Raw genomic sequence first — 15,637 nt, 5'->3', positions numbered from 1 at the left:
GCCTATACCTCTAGAAGACAGTTTGTATCAATGGAAAATATTGTAGAAAACGGATTCCGATTCGTTTTGATTTTCGTGAATGTCATAGATCAGGTAACAAAGCTCCTTGCTCGGGCCGAGCAAGTCCAGCAACTTCGCCTTGGGAATGAGAACCTGGTATTTACTTCCCACTGGCTCAAAAGATTGCTGTTCCGCCAAGAGATGTAGCTTTCCCTGATTTTTGGCATAGACCTCAACTCTAGAGCCATGTTCTATATAAGAAGAAACCTCAATAATCGCCGTTGCACCCTGAGCAGGAACGTCCGACAGTTTGATTTCTCCATTTTCCGCTTCTTTAATTATTAGTGCTTTCAAGCGTGCCATATCCAACTCCTTCTTTATGTTTATGCGTGCACCAGGACGAGGCACGCGATATGGATTTGGCACTCAACGTACTTTTCTGTCTACTGTCAGAAATTACAGGTTCAACCTCTTTCCCGACGAACGGCATTCGGCAATCAAATCACCACATTACGAACAAACCGCGTCGCCACTTCCCCATCATTGCGATAGGCGTGCGGCTGGTTGCTGGCAAACATGAAGAACTCGCCCGCGCTGATGTGCTGCGGTTGCTCGCCAAGCATTAACGTCAGACAACCTTCGAAGACATAGATCTGCTCACTCCAGCCATCGGCATCCGGTTGCGAGGGGTAGACCTCGCCTGGTTGCAGACACCACTCCCATTGCTCGACTTCGCGGGTCGCGCTGGCTTTTGACAGCAATACCGCTTTGCTGCCGGGAATCACGCCGGCCCACGCCACCTCGTTGATCCGGCTCGGATCACGGGCGTCGGACGCCTGAATCAAGTCGCTGAAGGCAACGTCGAGCGCTTCGGCAACGCGATCAAGGGTGGTCAGGCTGACGTTTTTTTCACCCGCCTCGATCGCCACCAGCATGCGCCGACTGACCCCGGACTTTTCCGCCAGTGCGGTCTGGCTCATGTCGGCGGCATGGCGCAGACGCCGGACATTCTGGCTGACGTGTTGGAGGACGGAGGCTCGTTGACTGGAATCTTTGTGCACTATATTGCTCACTCGCTGGGGTTGGGCAGTATACTGCGCAACATTCGGCGCATTGTGCGTCGCTCTTTCTCCAGCGTGCAAGGACATGACGTCAGTGAATCGCCCCGATACCTCCCTTCGTTTCTCCCGCTTCAGCAAAGCCGAGTGTGTGCTGGTGCTGATCACTATGGTCTGGGGCGGCACCTTTCTGCTGGTGCAGCACGCGATGACCGTCAGCGGCCCGATGTTCTTCGTCGGCCTGCGCTTTGCCGCCGCTGCCGCCATCGTTGCCCTGTTTTCCTGGCGCCACCTGCGCGAACTGACCTTGTTTGAACTCAAAGCCGGCGCCTTCATCGGCGTGGCGATCATGCTTGGTTACGGCTTGCAGACGGTGGGACTGCAGACGATTCCAAGCAGTCAGTCGGCGTTCATTACCGCGCTGTACGTGCCGTTTGTACCCTTGCTGCAATGGCTGGTGCTGGGGCGGCGACCAGGTTTGATGCCGAGCATTGGCATCATGCTCGCGTTTACCGGGTTGATGCTGTTGTCTGGGCCGTCCGGGGCGTCGCTGAATTTCAGTCCCGGTGAAATCGCTACCCTGATCAGCGCCATCGCCATTGCCGCCGAGATCATTCTGATCAGCACCTACGCCGGCCAGGTTGATGTACGCCGGGTGACCGTGGTGCAACTGGCCACGACGTCGGTGTTGTCATTCTTGATGGTGGTGCCGACTGGAGAGGCGATTCCCGATTTTTCCTGGTTGCTGCTGTCGACTGCGCTGGGCCTCGGCGCGGCGAGTGCGGCGATTCAGGTGGCGATGAACTGGGCGCAGAAGAGTGTTTCGCCGACTCGGGCGACGTTGATCTATGCCGGGGAGCCGGTCTGGGCCGGGATTGTCGGGCGACTTGCCGGGGAACGGTTGCCGGCGATTGCGCTGGTGGGCGCCGGGTTGATTGTGGCGGCGGTGATTGTCAGTGAGTTGAAGACCAAGCGTCGAGAATCGCAACGCGAAGTGCATCTGGCTCAGGAACCTGAAGGTTAGGACGAGGGAAAGATCGGCCCCATGACACTGACTATTTTAAAAGAGCAGCGCTGAGCGCCTTTAAAGTGCGCACACCGCTGCCCTCATCCACTGCAGGACTGGATCTGCCAAAGCGAAAAAGGACGGTCACCACTCTGGCAGCACCACACTCAGTCCTTCACCTGATAAGTTTTCTTGGCAGAGAGTAACATTCCATCTTTTTTCTTTAATGTGTAATACACATCCGTCCAATCCGTTGAATCAAAGTGAACGTGTACCTTCTCCTTGAATCGGCATCTATTAATCTCCTCATATCAATTATGCGCGGTCAATCAACTTATAGATCGCGGAGGCAGAGGGAGTAGGATTGTCTCCTTGGACCAAGCTGTAATGTGCGACTACGGTATCGCCTTGCGAAAAAACGATGCCTAAAACAGAAAAACGCAGCGGCTTGCCGAGATGCGCCGCCGTCAGTGGCAAGTAGTTGAAGGAGGTACCGTAGCCCTCAACAAAGACCTGCAGAGTATCGCCGACCCTCGCCTGCGCGATTGGGGGAACCTCAATCGTGGCGCCCTGCGAGACCGTTGACCTCACAATCTCATTACCGTCCGCCTGAAGAATGACAGGTGGCGACATTTGTTCTGAGGCTTTGAAAAGTTTTACCTCGGATTGAACATTCATGTTTTCTACTCTCCTTGTACCTGTAAGGGTGGCCTGCGCCCGTCAGACGCTGACCGATCAGCGCACCACTCGGTGCTGCCGCTTCAGTAGATCGACCTATGCAAAGAGCGTCTACTGTCAGAAGTTACAGGTACAGGCCTTTTCCAGACGAACGGTAGCGGCACTGAGACGCTCCGATTCGGCTTCCAGACCCACCTCACAGGTATTCAACAATGACTTTCCCAGCACTGGAAACAATGCCAAACAGAAAATTCCAGACTACTTTGTAGGATTCTGAGACATCCTGGCGTTTGGTGATCGGGGAGCTGGCACGTATGATGCTTCACAAACTTCCGCAGATTAGAAGCCTATGTCCCTGATAGTTCTACTGCTTCTGCCATTCATTGGCAGCTGTCTGGCAGCGGTGCTGCCACACAACGCGCGTAATACCGAATCCCTGTTGGCAGGCCTGGTCGCTCTGATCGGCACCGTTCAGGTGGCAATGTTGTACCCGCAAATCGCCCACGGCGGCGTGATCCGCGAAGAGTTCATGTGGCTGCCCAGCCTCGGCTTGAACTTCGTTCTGCGCATGGACGGCTTCGCCTGGCTGTTCTCGATGCTGGTCCTCGGCATCGGCACCCTCGTCTCTTTATATGCCCGTTATTACATGTCGCCGGACGATCCGGTGCCGCGTTTCTTCGCGTTTTTCCTGGCGTTCATGGGGGCCATGCTCGGCTTGGTGATCTCCGGCAACCTGATCCAGATGGTGTTCTTCTGGGAACTGACCAGCCTCTTCTCGTTCCTGCTGATCGGCTACTGGCACCACCGCGCCGACGCCCGTCGCGGCGCCTATATGGCGTTGATGGTCACAGGGGCTGGCGGACTATGCCTGCTGGCGGGGGTCATGATCCTCGGCCATGTCGTCGGCAGCTATGACCTGGACAAGGTCCTGGCCGCCGGCGATCAGATTCGCGCACATGCCCTCTACCCCATCCTCTTACCCCTCATTCTTATCGGCGCACTCAGCAAAAGTGCTCAGTTCCCCTTCCACTTCTGGCTGCCCCATGCCATGGCGGCGCCAACGCCAGTCTCCGCGTACCTGCATTCGGCAACCATGGTCAAGGCTGGGGTTTTCCTGCTCGCGCGTCTGTGGCCATCGCTGTCCGGCAGTGAAGAATGGTTCTACATCGTCAGCGGCGCCGGCGCGTGTACCTTGTTACTTGGCGCTTATTGCGCGATGTTCCAGAACGATCTCAAGGGCCTGCTCGCCTACTCGACCATCAGCCATCTCGGCCTGATCACGCTGCTGCTGGGCCTGAACAGTCCGCTGGCCGCCGTCGCTGCGGTGTTCCACATCCTCAACCACGCCACGTTCAAAGCCTCGCTGTTCATGGCCGCCGGCATCATCGACCACGAAAGCGGCACCCGCGACATCCGCAAACTCAGCGGGCTGATCAAACTGATCCCGTTCACCGCGACGCTGGCCATGGTCGCCAGCGCCTCGATGGCGGGCGTACCGCTGCTCAACGGTTTCCTGTCGAAAGAAATGTTCTTCGCCGAGACCGTGTTCATCAACGCCACGGCGTGGGTCGAAGCTGCGTTGCCGATGGTCGCGACCATCGCCGGCACCTTCAGCGTCGCCTATTCGCTGCGTTTCACCGTTGACGTGTTCTTCGGCCCGCCGGCCACCGACTTGCCGCACACCCCGCACGAACCGCCGCGCTGGATGCGCGCGCCGGTCGAACTGCTGGTATTCGCCTGCCTGCTGGTGGGGATTTTCCCGGCACAAATCGTCGGCCCCTTACTGGCCGCTGCAGCGTTGCCGGTAGTCGGCGGCACCTTGCCCGAATACAGCCTGGCAATCTGGCACGGTTTGAACGCGCCGATGATCATGAGCCTGATCGCCATGTCTGGCGGCATCGCGCTCTACCTGTTGCTGCGCAATCAGTTCAGACAGGGCCGCTTCAAATATCCGCCACTGGTAGGTCGCTTCAACGGCAAGCGCCTGTTCGAACGCAGTCTGGTGGTAATGATGCGCCTGGCACGACGGGTAGAGCGCCGACTTGGCACTCGGCGTCTGCAGATGCAGCTGTTCCTCGTGGTGCTGGCAGCGGTGCTCGCCGGCCTGATCCCGATGCTGCACAGCACCCTGAGCTGGGGTGACCGACCGAAGATTCCGGGCTCCATCGTCTTCGTCACCCTGTGGCTGCTGGCGATTGCATGCGCCCTCGGCGCCGCGTGGCAAGCCAAGTATCACCGTCTCGCGGCACTGACGATGGTCAGCGTCTGCGGATTGATGACCTGCGTGACCTTTGTCTGGTTCTCCGCACCGGATCTGGCGCTGACGCAACTGGCGGTCGAAGTGGTGACCACCGTGCTGATCCTGTTGGGTTTGCGCTGGTTGCCACGGCGGATCGAAGAAGTCACGCCACTGCCGAGCAGCCTGCGCAAAGCGCGAATTCGTCGTCTGCGCGACTTGCTGCTGTCGATTGCGGTCGGTGGCGGCATGGCGCTGCTGTCCTACGCCATGCTCACGCGGCAGACGCCAAATGACATTTCCTCGTTCTACCTCAGCCGCGCCATGCCCGAGGGCGGTGGCAGCAACGTAGTCAACGTGATGCTGGTGGACTTCCGGGGCTTCGATACCCTCGGCGAAATCACCGTACTGGTCGCCGTGGCGCTGACCGTTTTCGCGCTGCTGCGCCGCTTCCGCCCACCGAAAGAAAGCCTGCAACTGCCAGCCCAGCAACGTCTGTTGGCGCCCGACGTGGTCACCGATCTGGTCAACCCGCGTTCGGCCAGTGACACCGCACTCGGCTTCATGATGGTGCCGGCGGTGCTGGTGCGCCTGCTGCTGCCGATTGCGCTGGTGGTGTCGTTCTACCTGTTCATGCGTGGCCACAATCAACCGGGCGGCGGTTTCGTCGCCGGACTGGTGATGTCGGTGGCGTTCATCCTGCAATACATGGTGGCCGGTACGCAGTGGGTCGAGGCGCAAATGAGCCTGCGGCCACTGCGCTGGATGGGCACCGGGTTGCTGTTCGCCACCGCCACCGGGCTCGGGGCGATGGTGGTCGGCTATCCGTTCCTCACCACCCACACCTGGCATTTCAGCTTGCCGTTGCTGGGTGACATCCATGTCGCCAGCGCGCTGTTCTTTGATATCGGTGTGTATGCCGTGGTCGTGGGCTCGACACTGTTGATCCTGACTGCCCTCGCCCACCAATCGGTGCGTGGCCACAAGACCGCGTCTCTGCCCAAGTCCGTCGCCAGCAAAGGAGCCGTCTGATGGAAGAAGTCATCGCAATCGCCATCGGCGTGCTCGCCGCATCCGGCGTCTGGCTGATCCTGCGGCCCCGGACCTTCCAGGTGGTCATGGGCCTGTGCCTGCTGTCGTACGGCGTCAACCTGTTCATCTTCAGCATGGGCAGCCTGTTCATCGGCAAGGAGCCGGTGATCAAGGATGGCGTGACCCAAGACCTGCTGCATTACACCGACCCGCTGCCACAGGCACTGGTCCTCACCGCGATCGTCATCAGCTTCGCCATGACCGCGTTGTTCCTCGTCGTTCTGCTTGCCTCGCGCGGTCTGACCGGCACCGACCACGTTGACGGCCGGGAGCCTAAAGAATGATGGCGATGACTCACCTGATCGCCTCACCGATTCTGCTGCCGCTGCTGACCGCCGCCATCATGCTGATGCTCGGCGAGAAGCACCGGCCGCTCAAGGCGAAAATCAACCTGTTCTCCAGCCTCGTCGGCCTGTTCATCTCGGTGATGCTGCTGCAATGGACGCAGACCACCGGCGTGCCGGGCTCCATCGGCGTGTATCTGCCGGGTAACTGGCAGGCGCCGTTCGGCATCGTGCTGGTGGTTGATCGCCTGTCGGCGTTGATGCTGGTACTCACCGGAATCATCGGCGTCAGCGCCCTGCTCTTTGCGATGGCACGCTGGGACGGGGCGGGATCGAGCTTCCACGCATTGTTCCAGATCCAGCTGATGGGCCTGTATGGCGCATTCCTCACGGCCGATCTGTTCAACCTGTTCGTGTTCTTCGAAGTGTTGCTCGCCGCTTCATATGGCTTGTTGCTGCACGGCTCGGGTCGGGCGCGGGTGTCGTCGGGGCTGCATTACATTTCGATCAACCTGCTCGCCTCCTCACTGTTCCTGATCGGCGCGGCATTGATCTATGGCGTCACCGGTACTCTGAACATGGCCGATCTGGCGCTGAAAATCCCGCTGGTGCCGGAAGCCGACCGTGGCTTGCTGCACGCTGGCGCGGGGATTCTCGCGGTAGCGTTCCTGGCCAAGGCCGGTATGTGGCCGCTGAACTTCTGGCTGGTGCCGGCCTACTCCTCGGCCAGTGCCCCGGTGGCGGCGATGTTCGCGATCATGACCAAGGTCGGCGTCTACACCCTTCTGCGCCTGTGGACGCTGCTGTTCTCCGGCCAGGCCGGGGCTTCGGCATTCTTCGGTGGCGACTGGCTGATCTACGGCGGCATGGCGACCATCGCCTGCGCGGCGCTGGCGGTTATTGCCGCACAACGCCTGGAGCGCATGGCCAGCCTGAGCATTCTGGTGTCGGCGGGGATCTTGCTGTCGGCCATCGGTTTCGCCCAGCCGAACCTGATTGGTGCGGCGCTGTTCTATCTGGTCAGCTCGACACTGGCGTTGAGTGCACTGTTCCTGCTGGCCGAATTGATCGAGCGTTCGCGCTCGGCCAACGAAATCCCGCTGGAAGATGAAAGCGAATTGCTGCCACGACCGCAGGAATCCCTGCAACCGCCCAAGGGCATCAACCTCGACGACGAACAGAAAGCCGTGGTCGGTCAGGTCATCCCATGGACCATGGCGTTCCTCGGCCTGAGCTTCATTGCCTGCGCCCTGCTGATCATTGGCATGCCGCCGTTGTCCGGCTTCATCGGCAAGCTCAGTCTGATCGGCGCGCTCCTCAATCCACTGGGGCTGGGCAGCGGGGCGCCAATTTCCAACGCCGCATGGGAGTTGCTGGCGCTGCTGATCCTGTCCGGGCTGGCCTCTTTGATGGCGTTCTCGCGCCTGGGCATCCAGCGCTTCTGGACGCCAGAGGAGCGCCCTTCACCGCTGTTGCGCAAACTTGAATGCGCGCCGATTTTCCTGCTGTTGGGATTGAGCATCGCTCTGACCTTCAAGGCCGAACCGCTGCTGCGCTACACCCAGGCCACTGCCGACGCGCTGAACAATCCGCAGCAATACGTGATGGCGGTGCTCGGCACCCGCGCCGTACCGAGCCCGGAAGCCCGGACAGCCTTGCAGGAGGTGCAGCCATGAAGCGTGTATTTCCTGCCCCGTTGCTGTCCATCGCACTGTGCGTCTTGTGGTTGACGCTGAACCTGTCGATCAGCCCCGGCAATCTGCTGCTCGGCGTCATACTGGGTTTCGCGGCACCGTTGATGATGCGCAAACTGCGTCCTAAACAGGTGCGCATTCGCCGTCCGGGAACGATTCTGCGCCTGTTCATGATCGTAGGGCGTGACGTGGTGATGTCCAACCTGATCGTCGCCTGGGGCGTACTCAACGCCGGTCGCCGCCCGCCTCGTTCGTGCTTCGTCAAAGTGCCGCTCGAGCTGCGCGATGCCCACGGCCTGGCGACGCTGGCGATGATCTGCACCGTGGTGCCCGGTACGGTGTGGTCAGAACTGGCGCTGGATCGCAGCATTCTGTTATTGCATGTCTGGGATCTGGATGACGAGGCGCAATTCATCGAGCACTTCAAGAGCACTTACGAGCGGCCGCTGATGGAGATTTTCGAATGAGCCCATTACTGTCGAACGCGATTCTGCTGACGCTGTTCCTGTTTTCATTGGCCATGGTGCTGACCCTGGTCCGCCTGTTCAAAGGGCCTTCGGCGCAGGATCGGGTACTGGCGCTGGACTATCTGTACATCGTCGCGATGCTGATGATGCTTACCCTGGGCATTCGTTACTCCAGTGACACTTACTTCGAAGCGGCGCTGCTGATCGCGCTGTTCGGCTTCGTCGGCTCATTTGCCCTGGCGAAATTCCTGCTGCGTGGCGAGGTGATCGAATGAACGCAGAGATGTCTGTTTGGGTTGAGATTCCGGTGGCGATCCTGCTGGTGCTCAGCGGCGTGTTCGCCCTGATTGGCGCGACCGGATTATTGCGGATGAAGAATTATTTCCAGCGCATGCACCCACCGGCACTGGCGTCGACGCTGGGGGCGTGGTGTGTGGCACTGGCGTCGATCATTTGCTTTTCAGCGTTGAAATCCGGGCCGGTGCTGCATGCCTGGCTGATCCCGATTCTATTGGCGATCACAGTGCCGGTGACCACGTTGCTGCTGGCGCGGGCGGCGTTGTTCCGCAAGCGCATGGCCGGGGATGATGTGCCGGCAGAAGTCAGCAGTCGCCGTACGGAAAGCGGTAGCTAGTCCGCAATCATCAGTGTCAGCGGGGGCCTCTTCGCGGGCAAGCCCGCTCCCACAGGGTTCATTGTCGGATGCAGCATTTGTGTACGACACGGGCCACTGTGGGAGCGGGCTTGCCCGCGAAGAGGCCTGCCCTGCCAACCACACACATCCCTATCAGACTCAGACCCAAGCCACCGCCAACAACCCCGCCCCCAAGCCCAGACACAACGGCGAATACACCCAGGTATCCAGCCGCGCAAACCGTGACCCTTTCACTTCCTTGAAAAACCCCACCAGATGCGAATCGCCAATCGCCCGGGCAAACATCAACAATGCAATCGCACTGATCACCCATTGCAGCGCTTTGTGATGCATTGCCGGCATTCCCCAGCCGACCCGCAAACACACCAGCGCGGCAATCACCAATAACGCCCCCGCCACCAGCAACGTGATCCAGCCCGACGGCTTGAACGCCGGGCGCATCGTTTTGACAAAACCTTCCACCGGCACTTGCGGCACCGCCGCCACCGCCGCCCACTGCCCACCCAGCGCCCAGTACACATGCACCAGGGCGATTACCGCGAACGTTGTCACCAGCCATTGAGCCAACACAAAGGTCATGGTTGAAATCCTTGAAAGGGATTTGAACAAATCATCCTAGTCGGCTTTTTTTCAAGTGCACGACCGATCAGCGGTACGGTAAAGTGCCGCCCCATGAAATTCTCCCGTTCCGATCGCTCACTGTTGGCCTGGATGCTTTATTGCTGCGTCCTGTTCAACGTGTTCGCCTGCAGCATCGGTCACGGACAAATGGTCGGCATGCAGCTCAACGGTATCGGCGGCCAGTTCTGTACGGTGGACCCGGCGACACAAGCGCCGCTCACCTCCAATCCTTCCGAAGAAAAACTGCCAACCCTGTCCAAAGCGTTCGGTTGCCCGTTGTGCTCCACCGGTGGCATGGGCCCGGCGTTCAACTCCAGCGTGACCCTGGCGATCCTGCCGGAACAACACAGCCCGCCGCTGGCGCCCATCGTCAGTGCCGACCTCCCTGCCCGCTTTACCTGGCCCTCGGCCAACCCTCGCGCGCCCCCGCTCGCCTGAATGTTCTTGCCTTTTTGATTTGTCAGCCCACTGCGCCAACGCGCCGCGTTTGCCTGTGCGCTGATTCCTAGACAAGCATTCAGGATTCAATCATGAAACAACTCACTTTGCTGGCGAGCCTGTGTGGCTGCCTGTCCGTTAACGTCTGGGCGCAATCCACCGTGGATCTGGCGCCAATCACCATTGACGGCGAGTCCGGCACCGAGCCGGGCCTGAGTCTGGAGCAATCCAGCGGCATGGCCTCGCGCCTCGGTTTGAGCGTGCGCGACACGCCCGCCTCGGTCGCCATCGCCAATCGCAACGACATCGAACGCCACGGCGCGCAAAACTTCCAGGATGCCGCCAACACGCTGCCCGGGGTCAACGCCAGCGCACCGCCAGGCTTTGGCGGCTTCGTCTCCTATCGTGGCTTCACCAGCAGCCAGATCACGCAGATGTTTAACGGCATCAACGTGTCCGGCGGCCTCGCCCGTCCGGTGGATGCTTGGATTTACGATCGAGTTGAACTGGTCGGCGGCCCGTCGTCGCTGATCAACGGTGCTGGCTCTGTCGGTGGGTCGTTGAACTACGTGACCAAACTGGCAACCCGCGACGAACGGGCGGTTGAGGGCCGTGTCAGCTACGGCAGCCATGACACCACCGAAACCGCCTTCGGCCTCAACCATGCGTTGACCGACCCAAGCAGCGAGGTGCAGCACTACGCGCGACTCGACGTCAGCCACAACACCAGCAACGGCTACATCGACCGGCAAGAGCGTGATGCCTGGAGCGTGGCGTTTTCGCTACTCAGCGACCTGACGCCGGACCTGTCGCACACCCTTGCCCTGGAATATCAGGATGAGCACGAGGACAGTCCGTATTGGGGCACGCCTGTACTCAATCCCAAGGCCGGCGAGTTGAAGATTGATAAACACAACCGTTTCAACAACTACAACGTTGAGGACGGTCGCTATGAACAGCGGACGATCTGGGTGCGTTCGATCATCGACTACCGGATCAACGACAGCACCACCCTGCGCAACACGCTGTACCACCTCGACAGCCAGCGTGACTACCGCAACCTCGAAACCTATCAGTACAACGCCGACAACTCGGCGGTAAACCGCTCGACAGCGTATCAGGTGCGACATCAGGGCGAGCAGAACGGCAACCAGTTCGAACTGCGTCATGACAACACGCTGTTCGGTCTGGATACGACGTGGTCGGGTGGCTTTGAGTACAAGGTCAATCAGACCACCAACTATCCGTTGAACATCAAAAACGCGAATACGGTGAACCCGAACAACTATCGGCCGGGGCGCTTCTACGACATTCCCGGCACCCACCCGGCCCTGATCAGCGACAAGACTAACGAGGTCACCACCAAAGCGCTGTTCGTGGAAAACCGTCTGGCATTGACCGACAAACTGTCGCTGCTCACCGGTCTGCGCTACGACGACATCGGCCTCGACGTAACCAACCACCGCGCCGTGACCGCGAGCAATCCGCGTCACCTCAAGCGCCGTTGGGAACCGGTCACTGGTCGCGCCGGCCTGACGTATCAGTTCATTCCATCAGCCAACGTCTACGTGCAATACAGCACCGCTGCCGAGCAACCGAACGGCACGCAGGACTTTGACGTTTCGACCGGCAAGCAATGGGAGATTGGCAGCAAGTTCGACTATCTGAACGGCCGTGGCTCGGCAACGGTGGCGGCCTACACCATCGAGCGCAAGGACTTCGCCGTCACCGATCCCCTGGACCCGACCAGCAGCATCCCGGTCGGTCAGCAGACATCAAAAGGCATCGAGATTGCCAGCTCATTGCGCATCACCGACAAACTGCTGGCCGAGGGCAATTTCGCCTGGGTCGACGCGCAATACGATGACTTCACTGAAAAGAATGCCGCAGGTGCAGTGGTATCGCGCAAAGGCAACACACCGACCAACGTGCCGGATCGGGTCGGCAACCTGTGGCTGACCTATGATTTTTCGCCGCAATGGCAAGGTGGGGTTGATGCGCGTTACGTGGCGTCGGTGTTTGCCGATAACGCCAACACCATGACCGTGCCGTCTTACACGTTGTTTGGCAGTTTCCTCAGCTACAAGGTTGATTCACACACCACCGTCACCGGGCGGGTACGCAACCTGACCAACGAGGTGTACGCCGAGTTTGCACATGTTTCGCCGGCGTACTATTTGGGTACGCCGCGCACCTTCGAGTTAGCGGTGCAAACGAAATTCTAGAAGCTTCGCGAGCAAGCCCGCTCCCACATTTGGAATGCAATCCCCTGTGGGAGCGGGCTTGCTCGCGAATAGGCCGGTAGCCTCAACCCTTATTTCAAATCAGCCGACACCTTATCCGCCACATCCTTCGGCAACCATGCCTGCCACACATCCGGGTGCGCTTTCATGAAAGCTTCTGCTGCCTGACGCGGCGCCGTGTGCTTCTCGCTCATCTCGGCCAACGCCTTGTTCAGCGGCTCGATCGGAAAATCGACCTTGCTGAAGAACTCGGAAATTTCCGGATACTGCTTCTGAAACGGCGTAGACACCCCGATCGACAGCTTCGACGCCAGCGAGCGGGTCGGTTTCGGATCGGGATTATCGGCATCGGTCAGCGTCTTCCAGGCCTCGGCATCAAACGGCGGCTCTTCCAGCTGCACCAGTTTGAACTTGCCCAGCAACGGCGTGGGTGACCAGTAATAAAACAGCACCGGTTTACCGCGACGGATCGACGAACTGATTTCGGCATCCAGCGCCGCGCCCGAGCCGCTGCGGAAGTTGGTGTAGTCGTTCTGCAAACCGTAAGCTGTCAGCTTCTGTTTGTTGACCACCTCCGACGTCCAGCCGATCGGGCTATTGAGGAAGCGCCCCTTGCTCGGGTTTTCCGGGTCCTTGAACACGTCCTTGTACTTTTTCAGGTCACTGACACTGCGCAAGTCCGGTGCCAGCGGCTTGATGCCCTTGGCCGGATCACCCTTGATCACGTATTCCGGCACCCACCAGCCTTCGGTGGCGCCCTTGACCGTATCGCCCAGGCTCACCACCTTGCCTTCGGCTTCCGCCTTGACCCACACCGGGCTGCGCCCGGCCCACTCCTCGCCAATCACCTGGATGTCATTGTTGGCCAGCGCGGTTTCCAGGGTGATGGTGGTTCCGGGCAAGGTGTCGGTTGGCAATCCATAACCCTTCTCGACGATGATCCGCAGAACATCGGTGATCAGGCTGCCGCTTTCCCAGTTCAGGTCGGCAAAATGGATCGGTGTCTGTGCCGCCATGGCCGATTGCGCTGATGTCAGCAAAGCCAATGTGGCCAGGCCCGCGGCCAGCAACCGTCGAAATCCGTTCATGCTTTTGCACCTCGTGCTGTTCACAGCAATAGCAGGTTGGCCTGACAGAAGACCGCAAGCCTCTGAATACTCAGTCAACTGACTGTAGCCGAGGTTCCTGCTTTTTCCGGGCCCAATCCCGGACGAGGTTACGAATCAGACTTTTCCTGCAAGCTTTGCAGCTCGCGTCTGACCATGCTGGCGTATTCCGCTGGACGCAGGGAGTAGATCTGCGCAGCCACCCACCCCAGCCAGGCGCCCCGCTTCTCGGCCTTGGCAGCGAACAGACGCAGGGCCTCTTCTCGCGCACTGTCGAGGTGTTGCGAATGGAAGTCGGCCCGACTCATGTCGCCGGTCACTCGCTGGCCTTGAAGGTCGCCAGTTCGCCCTTGCGCCACTTCGCGGCTTTGCCGGTGACGGCTTTCAATGTCTTGGTCAGGCCTTCCTGCAATTGCTCATTGGCGGCGAACACGGTGACGACGCTGTGACCTTCCTTGAACAGGATCGCGTGGCCGTCAGCGGTGTCGACGAAGGCGTAGTCGCCGATGCCATAGACCGTCAGTTTGATTTCGCGAAAACGGATATCCAGCTTGCCGCCTTCACGACTGGGCAAGACCGACGCACTGAAATGATCACCGACCTTGAGCTTGAGCCCCGGTTTGTCATCGACCACCAAAGCACTGTCGGTGTCGATTTCGGCTACATAAATGCCTTCGGCGTTCTGCTCGGTGATGTAAACAAAACGTGATTGAAACAGCTTGACCAGCTTTGCGCGCAAATCACCCAACACAAACAAAGCATGCATATCGAGGTTACTGACTGCCAAAGAAACATCCCCACATCTGAAAAAGAACCGCACACGGAAAACGCGCACGGCAAAAATACGGCCAGGCCGATGGAACTGCCAAATGACTCAAAAAAACCCGAACGCAGCAGAAAGCTCGTTCAACGCGAGGGTTGCAAGACTACTGGATTGTCACTCGCGAAACTCATCCCTGAGTCGCCAAAGCTCGCAGGAAAATTCCTCACATGCTCTCAGAGATAGCTGACTACAAACTTTAGGGACAATTCTCACGAAAAAAAGCACTTTTCCGACATATCGCTCGCGAAAAATTGCTTTAGATAAGCCCTGTCGTCAACAGGTACTGGCGATTCTAGAGCAGCGATGCTCCTCACGACTACCCGAAACGGCCAGTAAATATCGGCCTACTGATGAAAAGGACTTCACATGTGCACGCTTACTCACTCTGCCAGGGCCACTGACGCCCGCCTCAAATCGCCGCTGATCCTGCATGTCAGCACACTGAAGGATTTTCCGGAGCCGGCAGAAAACCAGCAGACTCCGCGCTTTCAAGTGGTGCCGGCGGGCAATGCCTTCTTTCACATAAAGGAAAAGTCCACAGGACGCGTAAGAGGTTTCAGAGAGGATCACAACGAGGCTTGCGCACTCGCCCGTTCACTTGAATTGCAAATCGAACTCCTGGCCAGCAGTTGCCTCAGATAAAGAGAGTGAGTGACTGCGCCATACCGGCGCAAACCAACAAGGAGCACATGATGGATTTGCCGACTTACGATCTGAAAACCCTGTTTGATCAACTGGGACTGCCTTCGGAAGGCACAGCAATCGACGACTTCATCGAAACCCATCAACTGGACGCCGACATCAAACTGATCGACGCCGATTTCTGGACGCCGTCACAGGCACAACTGCTGAAGGAATGGTTACGGGGTGATGGCGAAGAAGCCGTGGTGGTCGATGAACTCAACTTGCGTCTGCACCACGACAAATAACCCTGATCAGTGCAGGCTGTCTCCCGGCTCGGCTTGCAAACGGGCGAGCCACGCAGCCCTGCACTCCTCGGCCTCGTCGCGACTGGCAAACGCAGTGCCGCGCCGCTCGCCATTGAGCAAGACAACCCAGCAAACGCTTTGCCCCATCGCACGCAAACCGGCGGGCACGCCACTGCCGATCATCACGGCAACATCCACTCTGCACTGCATGCTGACCTCTCAATTTCATTAGCAACCTAACTATGTAGGCATATTAATGATTTCGCCACAGAGGAAACAGCAACCGCCGTGCACAGATTCGTTGCAT

General features: G+C 59.0%; 19 protein-coding genes. 11 read left to right on the top strand and 8 right to left on the bottom strand.

The genetic code is table 11. The features are described from left to right. Positions 1 to 27 precede the first annotated feature (27 nt). Positions 28 to 363, bottom strand: a complete 336-nt coding sequence (locus tag CKW18_RS04420; RefSeq protein WP_095187650.1) for a hypothetical protein — start codon at positions 361 to 363, stop codon at positions 28 to 30. Positions 364 to 497: 134 nt separating this feature from the next. Continuing rightward, positions 498 to 1,061 carry a helix-turn-helix domain-containing protein gene (locus CKW18_RS04415; RefSeq protein WP_095187649.1) on the bottom strand — a complete coding sequence of 188 codons (564 nt, stop codon included), beginning with the start codon at positions 1,059 to 1,061 and terminating at the stop codon, positions 498 to 500. Between the two features lie 85 nt (positions 1,062 to 1,146). On the opposite strand from CKW18_RS04415, the gene CKW18_RS04410 reads away from it, so the two are divergent. Continuing rightward, complete coding sequence (locus CKW18_RS04410) at positions 1,147 to 2,082, top strand: DMT family transporter (protein WP_095187648.1); 936 nt, start codon at positions 1,147 to 1,149, stop codon at positions 2,080 to 2,082. A gap of 297 nt (positions 2,083 to 2,379) precedes the next feature. Here the strand turns inward: CKW18_RS04410 and CKW18_RS04405 are convergent, their stop codons facing one another. Continuing rightward, positions 2,380 to 2,742 (bottom strand): hypothetical protein, encoded by a 363-nt coding sequence (locus CKW18_RS04405; RefSeq protein ID WP_095187647.1) that lies wholly within the window; start codon positions 2,740 to 2,742, stop codon positions 2,380 to 2,382. A gap of 349 nt (positions 2,743 to 3,091) precedes the next feature. Between CKW18_RS04405 and CKW18_RS04400 the strand changes: the two genes are divergently transcribed. The 6 genes from CKW18_RS04400 to CKW18_RS04375 are packed head-to-tail and all read left to right on the top strand — an operon-like array spanning position 3,092 to position 9,149. Next, positions 3,092 to 6,010 carry a monovalent cation/H+ antiporter subunit A gene (locus tag CKW18_RS04400; RefSeq protein ID WP_095187646.1) on the top strand — a complete coding sequence of 973 codons (2,919 nt, stop codon included), beginning with the start codon at positions 3,092 to 3,094 and terminating at the stop codon, positions 6,008 to 6,010. Continuing rightward, positions 6,010 to 6,354 (top strand): Na+/H+ antiporter subunit C, encoded by a 345-nt coding sequence (locus CKW18_RS04395; RefSeq protein WP_007910763.1) that lies wholly within the window; start codon positions 6,010 to 6,012, stop codon positions 6,352 to 6,354. The genes CKW18_RS04400 and CKW18_RS04395 overlap by 1 nt, the downstream gene beginning before the upstream one ends. After that, positions 6,351 to 8,030: a monovalent cation/H+ antiporter subunit D gene (locus CKW18_RS04390; RefSeq protein WP_095187645.1), complete on the top strand. Its 1,680-nt coding sequence runs from the start codon at positions 6,351 to 6,353 to the stop codon at positions 8,028 to 8,030. The genes CKW18_RS04395 and CKW18_RS04390 overlap by 4 nt, the downstream gene beginning before the upstream one ends. After that, entirely contained in the window at positions 8,027 to 8,515 is a 489-nt protein-coding gene (locus CKW18_RS04385; protein WP_095187644.1) for a Na+/H+ antiporter subunit E, read from the top strand. Before CKW18_RS04390 ends, CKW18_RS04385 begins: the two co-directional genes overlap by 4 nt. Continuing rightward, positions 8,512 to 8,790, top strand: coding sequence for a K+/H+ antiporter subunit F (locus tag CKW18_RS04380; RefSeq protein WP_007910754.1), 279 nt, complete (start codon positions 8,512 to 8,514; stop codon positions 8,788 to 8,790). The genes CKW18_RS04385 and CKW18_RS04380 overlap by 4 nt, the downstream gene beginning before the upstream one ends. Continuing rightward, positions 8,787 to 9,149: a Na+/H+ antiporter subunit G gene (locus CKW18_RS04375; RefSeq protein ID WP_095187643.1), complete on the top strand. Its 363-nt coding sequence runs from the start codon at positions 8,787 to 8,789 to the stop codon at positions 9,147 to 9,149. Before CKW18_RS04380 ends, CKW18_RS04375 begins: the two co-directional genes overlap by 4 nt. 159 nt (positions 9,150 to 9,308) lie before the next feature. Here the strand turns inward: CKW18_RS04375 and CKW18_RS04370 are convergent, their stop codons facing one another. Next, positions 9,309 to 9,749 (bottom strand): DUF3995 domain-containing protein, encoded by a 441-nt coding sequence (locus tag CKW18_RS04370; protein ID WP_095187642.1) that lies wholly within the window; start codon positions 9,747 to 9,749, stop codon positions 9,309 to 9,311. A gap of 93 nt (positions 9,750 to 9,842) precedes the next feature. On the opposite strand from CKW18_RS04370, the gene CKW18_RS04365 reads away from it, so the two are divergent. Both CKW18_RS04365 and CKW18_RS04360 read left to right on the top strand, forming a co-directional pair. Next, a complete protein-coding gene (locus tag CKW18_RS04365) occupies positions 9,843 to 10,229 on the top strand; it encodes a DUF2946 domain-containing protein (RefSeq protein ID WP_095187641.1) in 387 nt (128 codons plus the stop codon). A 92-nt stretch (positions 10,230 to 10,321) separates the two neighbouring features. Continuing rightward, complete coding sequence (locus CKW18_RS04360) at positions 10,322 to 12,454, top strand: TonB-dependent siderophore receptor (RefSeq protein WP_095187640.1); 2,133 nt, start codon at positions 10,322 to 10,324, stop codon at positions 12,452 to 12,454. 89 nt (positions 12,455 to 12,543) lie between these two features. On the opposite strand, the gene CKW18_RS04355 is transcribed toward CKW18_RS04360, so the two are convergent. From CKW18_RS04355 to CKW18_RS04345, 3 genes are all read right to left on the bottom strand, one after another. Further along, positions 12,544 to 13,560 carry an ABC transporter substrate-binding protein gene (locus CKW18_RS04355; RefSeq protein WP_095187639.1) on the bottom strand — a complete coding sequence of 339 codons (1,017 nt, stop codon included), beginning with the start codon at positions 13,558 to 13,560 and terminating at the stop codon, positions 12,544 to 12,546. A 128-nt stretch (positions 13,561 to 13,688) separates the two neighbouring features. Beyond that, positions 13,689 to 13,886 carry a hypothetical protein gene (locus tag CKW18_RS04350; RefSeq protein ID WP_095187681.1) on the bottom strand — a complete coding sequence of 66 codons (198 nt, stop codon included), beginning with the start codon at positions 13,884 to 13,886 and terminating at the stop codon, positions 13,689 to 13,691. An 8-nt stretch (positions 13,887 to 13,894) separates the two neighbouring features. Continuing rightward, positions 13,895 to 14,344 carry a hypothetical protein gene (locus CKW18_RS04345; protein ID WP_170947218.1) on the bottom strand — a complete coding sequence of 150 codons (450 nt, stop codon included), beginning with the start codon at positions 14,342 to 14,344 and terminating at the stop codon, positions 13,895 to 13,897. Positions 14,345 to 14,767: 423 nt separating this feature from the next. Here CKW18_RS04345 and CKW18_RS04340 point away from each other — a divergent pair, with 423 nt between their 5' ends. After that, positions 14,768 to 15,043, top strand: coding sequence for a hypothetical protein (locus CKW18_RS04340; RefSeq protein ID WP_095187637.1), 276 nt, complete (start codon positions 14,768 to 14,770; stop codon positions 15,041 to 15,043). 50 nt (positions 15,044 to 15,093) lie between these two features. Further along, positions 15,094 to 15,330, top strand: a complete 237-nt coding sequence (locus CKW18_RS04335) for a DUF2789 family protein (protein WP_095187636.1) — start codon at positions 15,094 to 15,096, stop codon at positions 15,328 to 15,330. Positions 15,331 to 15,336: 6 nt separating this feature from the next. On the opposite strand, the gene CKW18_RS04330 is transcribed toward CKW18_RS04335, so the two are convergent. Next, on the bottom strand, positions 15,337 to 15,540 hold the full coding sequence (locus CKW18_RS04330) for a hypothetical protein (RefSeq protein WP_095187635.1): 204 nt from the start codon (positions 15,538 to 15,540) through the stop codon (positions 15,337 to 15,339). Positions 15,541 to 15,637: the final 97 nt, after the last annotated feature.

It is taken from the genome of Pseudomonas sp. Irchel 3E19, from assembly GCF_900187585.1.
Taxonomy (GTDB): Bacteria; Pseudomonadota; Gammaproteobacteria; order Pseudomonadales; family Pseudomonadaceae; genus Aquipseudomonas; species Aquipseudomonas baetica.
Note: the sequence above shows the minus strand (reverse complement) of the source record. Positions and strands in the feature narration are given on the sequence as shown.

What these genes read in the sequence shown, in the direction of transcription:
- CKW18_RS04420 (WP_095187650.1), bottom strand. Translation starts at nt 363, where the DNA reads ATGGCACGCTTGAAAGCACTAATAATTAAAGAAGCGGAAAATGGAGAA.
- CKW18_RS04410 (WP_095187648.1), top strand. Translation starts at nt 1,147, where the DNA reads ATGACGTCAGTGAATCGCCCCGATACCTCCCTTCGTTTCTCCCGCTTC.
- CKW18_RS04405 (WP_095187647.1), bottom strand. Translation starts at nt 2,742, where the DNA reads ATGAATGTTCAATCCGAGGTAAAACTTTTCAAAGCCTCAGAACAAATG.
- CKW18_RS04400 (WP_095187646.1), top strand. Translation starts at nt 3,092, where the DNA reads ATGTCCCTGATAGTTCTACTGCTTCTGCCATTCATTGGCAGCTGTCTG.
- CKW18_RS04395 (WP_007910763.1), top strand. Translation starts at nt 6,010, where the DNA reads ATGGAAGAAGTCATCGCAATCGCCATCGGCGTGCTCGCCGCATCCGGC.
- CKW18_RS04390 (WP_095187645.1), top strand. Translation starts at nt 6,351, where the DNA reads ATGATGGCGATGACTCACCTGATCGCCTCACCGATTCTGCTGCCGCTG.
- CKW18_RS04385 (WP_095187644.1), top strand. Translation starts at nt 8,027, where the DNA reads ATGAAGCGTGTATTTCCTGCCCCGTTGCTGTCCATCGCACTGTGCGTC.
- CKW18_RS04380 (WP_007910754.1), top strand. Translation starts at nt 8,512, where the DNA reads ATGAGCCCATTACTGTCGAACGCGATTCTGCTGACGCTGTTCCTGTTT.
- CKW18_RS04375 (WP_095187643.1), top strand. Translation starts at nt 8,787, where the DNA reads ATGAACGCAGAGATGTCTGTTTGGGTTGAGATTCCGGTGGCGATCCTG.
- CKW18_RS04370 (WP_095187642.1), bottom strand. Translation starts at nt 9,749, where the DNA reads ATGACCTTTGTGTTGGCTCAATGGCTGGTGACAACGTTCGCGGTAATC.
- CKW18_RS04365 (WP_095187641.1), top strand. Translation starts at nt 9,843, where the DNA reads ATGAAATTCTCCCGTTCCGATCGCTCACTGTTGGCCTGGATGCTTTAT.
- CKW18_RS04360 (WP_095187640.1), top strand. Translation starts at nt 10,322, where the DNA reads ATGAAACAACTCACTTTGCTGGCGAGCCTGTGTGGCTGCCTGTCCGTT.
- CKW18_RS04355 (WP_095187639.1), bottom strand. Translation starts at nt 13,560, where the DNA reads ATGAACGGATTTCGACGGTTGCTGGCCGCGGGCCTGGCCACATTGGCT.
- CKW18_RS04350 (WP_095187681.1), bottom strand. Translation starts at nt 13,886, where the DNA reads ATGAGTCGGGCCGACTTCCATTCGCAACACCTCGACAGTGCGCGAGAA.
- CKW18_RS04345 (WP_170947218.1), bottom strand. Translation starts at nt 14,344, where the DNA reads ATGCATGCTTTGTTTGTGTTGGGTGATTTGCGCGCAAAGCTGGTCAAG.
- CKW18_RS04340 (WP_095187637.1), top strand. Translation starts at nt 14,768, where the DNA reads ATGTGCACGCTTACTCACTCTGCCAGGGCCACTGACGCCCGCCTCAAA.
- CKW18_RS04335 (WP_095187636.1), top strand. Translation starts at nt 15,094, where the DNA reads ATGGATTTGCCGACTTACGATCTGAAAACCCTGTTTGATCAACTGGGA.
- CKW18_RS04330 (WP_095187635.1), bottom strand. Translation starts at nt 15,540, where the DNA reads ATGCAGTGCAGAGTGGATGTTGCCGTGATGATCGGCAGTGGCGTGCCC.